The organism is Cyanobacteriota bacterium (assembly GCA_025054735.1).
Classification (GTDB): Bacteria; Cyanobacteriota; Cyanobacteriia; order SKYG9; family SKYG9; genus SKYG9.
Genome location: JANWZG010000381.1, coordinates 1 through 3,859, shown reverse-complemented (window position 1 = coordinate 3,859; position 3,859 = coordinate 1). Strand labels below are relative to the sequence as shown.

6 protein-coding genes are annotated in these 3,859 nt (G+C 48.2%); all 6 read right to left on the bottom strand.

The features are described 5' to 3' along the window. Positions 1-145 (bottom strand): magnesium chelatase ATPase subunit I (locus NZ772_15385; protein MCS6814938.1); only part of this gene is annotated, 145 nt, incomplete at its 3' end. A 181-nt stretch (positions 146-326) separates the two neighbouring features. Continuing rightward, a complete protein-coding gene (locus tag NZ772_15380) occupies positions 327-722 on the bottom strand; it encodes a response regulator (GenBank protein MCS6814937.1) in 396 nt (131 codons plus the stop codon). 410 nt (positions 723-1,132) lie between these two features. Beyond that, a complete protein-coding gene (locus tag NZ772_15375) occupies positions 1,133-1,657 on the bottom strand; it encodes an NAD(P)H-quinone oxidoreductase subunit J (protein MCS6814936.1) in 525 nt (174 codons plus the stop codon). Further along, entirely contained in the window at positions 1,650-2,396 is a 747-nt protein-coding gene (gene ndhK, locus NZ772_15370; GenBank protein MCS6814935.1) for a photosynthetic/respiratory NAD(P)H-quinone oxidoreductase subunit K, read from the bottom strand. The genes NZ772_15375 and ndhK overlap by 8 nt, the downstream gene beginning before the upstream one ends. Further along, on the bottom strand, positions 2,387-2,749 hold the full coding sequence (ndhC, locus tag NZ772_15365) for an NADH-quinone oxidoreductase subunit A (GenBank protein MCS6814934.1): 363 nt from the start codon (positions 2,747-2,749) through the stop codon (positions 2,387-2,389). The genes ndhK and ndhC overlap by 10 nt, the downstream gene beginning before the upstream one ends. Positions 2,750-3,092: 343 nt before the next feature. Continuing rightward, positions 3,093-3,854: a hypothetical protein gene (locus tag NZ772_15360; protein MCS6814933.1), complete on the bottom strand. Its 762-nt coding sequence runs from the start codon at positions 3,852-3,854 to the stop codon at positions 3,093-3,095. Positions 3,855-3,859: the final 5 nt, after the last annotated feature.

Below are 3,859 nucleotides of genomic sequence, written 5' to 3'. Positions count from 1 at the left end.
AAGGGTCGTCAGCTACTACATCAATTTCAGGCAGCAAGTCAGCAAGGGCGCGGATCGTGGTTGATTTTCCCGTTCCACGATCACCCATAATCATCACTCCCCCAATTTTGGGATCAATGACGTTTAACAACAGAGCCAGTTTCATTTCCTCCTGCCCTACGATGGCAGTAAACGGAAATACAGGGCGGGATACAAGTTTGGTCACGATTAGCAGACATCAAAATAACAGGTTGCTGTCATTTGTCCAACACTAGCGAACGAGCCATAGTATGGACAAATGACTAATTACCATTAACCGCTAAACAGTTACCCTTTGGCAAGCAGCATCAGCCCGGCATCATAGCTTGAATTTGGTCAACAAACTGCTCATGGTCAACCACGGGCTTAGAGATATATCCATCTGCTCCACTCTGGTTCAAGAAATTCTCTCGATCGCCCTGCATCGCGTGGGCAGTGACTAGAATGATGGGCAACGTTGCCGTTTCTGGGTCGGCCTTGAGCAACTGAGTAATCCTAATCCCGTCGATCGCCCTTCCTTGATAGACACTGTGGGCCAAGGAAACATCCATTAAAATCAAATCGACTTCGTGACTGCGGGCAATACGCAGCACCTCTTCCACGTCTTCAGTATGCTTAACTGCATAGCCGCCCCGCTTTGTCAGAATCTTGGAGAATACACGGGCATTGATAGGGTCGTCTTCGACAATCAGGACAGTTTTCATCAATTGGTCTGTACAAAGCATCATGAAATACCTTCAACTCCAATCGTCAGGCTTGTTGAACAAGAATATCAACACTTCCACCTAACGACTTCACTCTAGTGCGGAGTAGGTCAACTTGTAAGGTCACCCTTCATGTCTTATCGGAATCTTTAAACTCTTAAAATTCCTAACGGCCTTTACCGTACGTAAGCTTGCAGTCAACAATATAACCAATCTGCAATAACTAGCGAAATCAAGATACCAAAGACAGCCTAGTACAAGTGCAGAGGACACTCCGCTAGGTAACATTTAATTCATCTCCACAATCATACATAGCGCTAGACTCCATCGTCAAGAGTCTAGCGCCTATCATTAAGTGATTTTCCAACTCCGCATTATCTGACCATGCCTTACCTACCAATCACAGAGCGTTAGTAGGCATCTTGCAGTTCATAGAAGTCTGGGGAAATGTAGTCCTTCCGCAAGGGATAGCCTACCCAGTCTTCTGGCATCAGAATGCGCTTCAAGTTAGGATGACCGTCGTAGATAATACCGTACATATCGTAGGTCTCTCGCTCCTGCCAATCGGCTGCCTTCCAAATCCAGTAGACTGAGGGCACTACAGGATTTTCCCTAGGAAGAAATACCTTGATGCGCACTTCTTCTGGTCGATCAGCATCATCTGTTACCTTAATTAGGTGATAGAAGCTCACCAACTCCTTACCAGGGCCTACGTCATAGCCACCCTGACATTGCAAGTAGTTAAAGCCGTAAGCATAGAGGGCTGTAGCGATCGGCAGTAGAAAATCTGCCGACACCTTGAGTACCTCTACCCCTAGGTGATCAGGCTCCAATGGCTCATGGTCAAAACCATTTTCCGTCAGCCATTTAGACACTTTGCCCGCTTCCACGATCGCAGTTGCAGTAGGTTCGGGAGTAGACGTTGGATCAGCCACGGTTTACAACCTCCTGTTGAGCGGTTAGTAGAGCAGGGGGCACTGGCATTCCGATCGCCTCCATCAGCTCCTTAGGTGGCACTTGACGCGCCTCTGCCTGCACATACTTACCCGTCAGAATCGGCTTCACTGGCCTCATAGCATGGCTACGAGTGTAGAAACGATGAGTTTGCCCTAGCTTAGCCCGCTCCTGCAACGAGTCGTTAGCAATCTTCTTACGCAACTTGATAATGGCATCAATAATAGCTTCGGGGCGAGGAGGGCAGCCAGGCAAATACACATCCACGGGAATCAACTTATCAACCCCGCGCACGGCTGTGGGGGAGTCCATACTGAACATGCCACCCGTGATCGTGCAGGCTCCCATAGCAATAACATACTTAGGATTAGGCATCTGCTCATACAGGCGCACTAGGGCCGGTGCCATCTTCATCGTAATCGTGCCAGCGGTAATCAACAAATCAGCTTGTCGAGGAGTGGCACGAGGCAGCAAGCCAAAGCGGTCAAAGTCAAACCGAGAGCCAATTAGAGCTGCAAACTCAATGAAGCAGCAAGCTGTGCCATACAGCATTGGCCACAGGCTAGACAAGCGCGCCCAGTTGTAGAGATCGTCCACCGTTGTTAGCACAACATTTTCCGAAAGCTCTTGAGTAACCTGGGTGCGGTCGATCGGGTTTAAGATCCGCTCCTTCTGCTGATCAATCAGCGTTGCTAGAGAGTTTTCTGAACTCATGACCATTCCAAAGCTCCTTTACGCCATGCGTAAGCCAAACCAACAACCAGAATCGCGATAAAAATCAATGCTTCGATAAATGCCAACACACCTAGGCGGCTAAAGGCAACAGCCCAAGGGTAGAGAAACACAGTTTCCACGTCAAAGATGACAAATACCAGTGCAAACATATAGTAACGAATATTGAACTGGATCCACGCGCCACCAAATGGGTCAATTCCAGATTCGTAGGTGGTACGGCGTTCAGCACTGGCAAAGCGCGGACGTAGAACTGCTGCCAACACCAATGCCACAACGGCTAATAATCCACAAACCAACAAGAAACCCAAAACGTATTCATAGCCACTTAGTGCAAACACAGTGTTATCTCTCACTCCATCTACTCGTCTTGTCTGGTAACTCTGGCACCCAGCAATCACCCTAACTCCTTGGACTAGGCACTACCTCTCTTGCCCACCTAGGTGATTAGGCAAGAGTGACCGTCATCGACGGAAATTACCCGCGACAACCAGCTACCTGCAACATTTATCTATACATCAATGAGTATAGGGGTTTAAGGCTGAGAACGCACCGAATTCCTATTCACATCTTCTTATGGATTGCATATCCGTCTGCCTAGGGTTGAACCAATCTTTTGAATTAATCTTTTTGAATTAATCTAAGGTCAATTCCATCTGCTTAGAACCTAGACAGGGGTTTGTATCAATGCACTAGTTCCACAGCATGGGTACGGGTGAGACGAATTTGTGCCAGCGCAAATACAGCAGGAATCACTCGCCCATAATTGGTTGCGATCGCTCGCCAGCCTAAGTCCACTGCGAATAGAGTCCATAGGGCAGGCCCCAAAGCAGCAAGGGCAGTTCTGAGAGCACCATACCGAGCAACCATGGTCAGCAATGCTCCTCGGCCTGCTGTATGGCGAGCTAGGGTGTTAAGTAACTCTAGCAACATTGGGCGAATGACCGTGCTCATGGCCAAGGCACCACTACCAGTCAACAGCAGGCGTGTTGGATCCTGTTGATAGGGTAATGGGATATTGCTAGCATGGCTAGGACTGACTAGCGATCGTTGAATGCCCTCAATTAGCCGTTCCTGTTCAGCTTTGGACAACCGTTTCCACATCTTTTCTAAGACGTTCAGATAGATTTCTGATTCCAGGTCAATCGTCGAGAAGTCTTGGCGGTAGGGAATTTTGAGGTAGCGACAAACTTGAATTAAAACTTGGCGATAGGTAACATCACTAGTCCGTCCCTTCAAGACCGTGAAACCATCAGCCGCCAAAAACCGGAAGCGAGCTTCTAGTGTGTCTAGCCAATCTTGACGACATTGACTTTGAACATCGATCGGCTCAGGCGTATAAATATAATCAAGGGGGTTGAATCCGCGCCGAAACAAAATCTCGGTTAATGTTTGCAATTCTTCGTCAGTCGCTAGCTCCAACACCATCCTCAACTCATCTGCCATGCTTG

Coding starts and splice junctions, on each gene's coding strand:
- NZ772_15380 (MCS6814937.1), bottom strand. CDS start 722: ATGAAAACTGTCCTGATTGTCGAAGACGACCCTATCAATGCCCGTGTA.
- ndhK (MCS6814935.1), bottom strand. CDS start 2,396: ATGGTCATGAGTTCAGAAAACTCTCTAGCAACGCTGATTGATCAGCAG.
- NZ772_15360 (MCS6814933.1), bottom strand. CDS start 3,854: ATGGCAGATGAGTTGAGGATGGTGTTGGAGCTAGCGACTGACGAAGAA.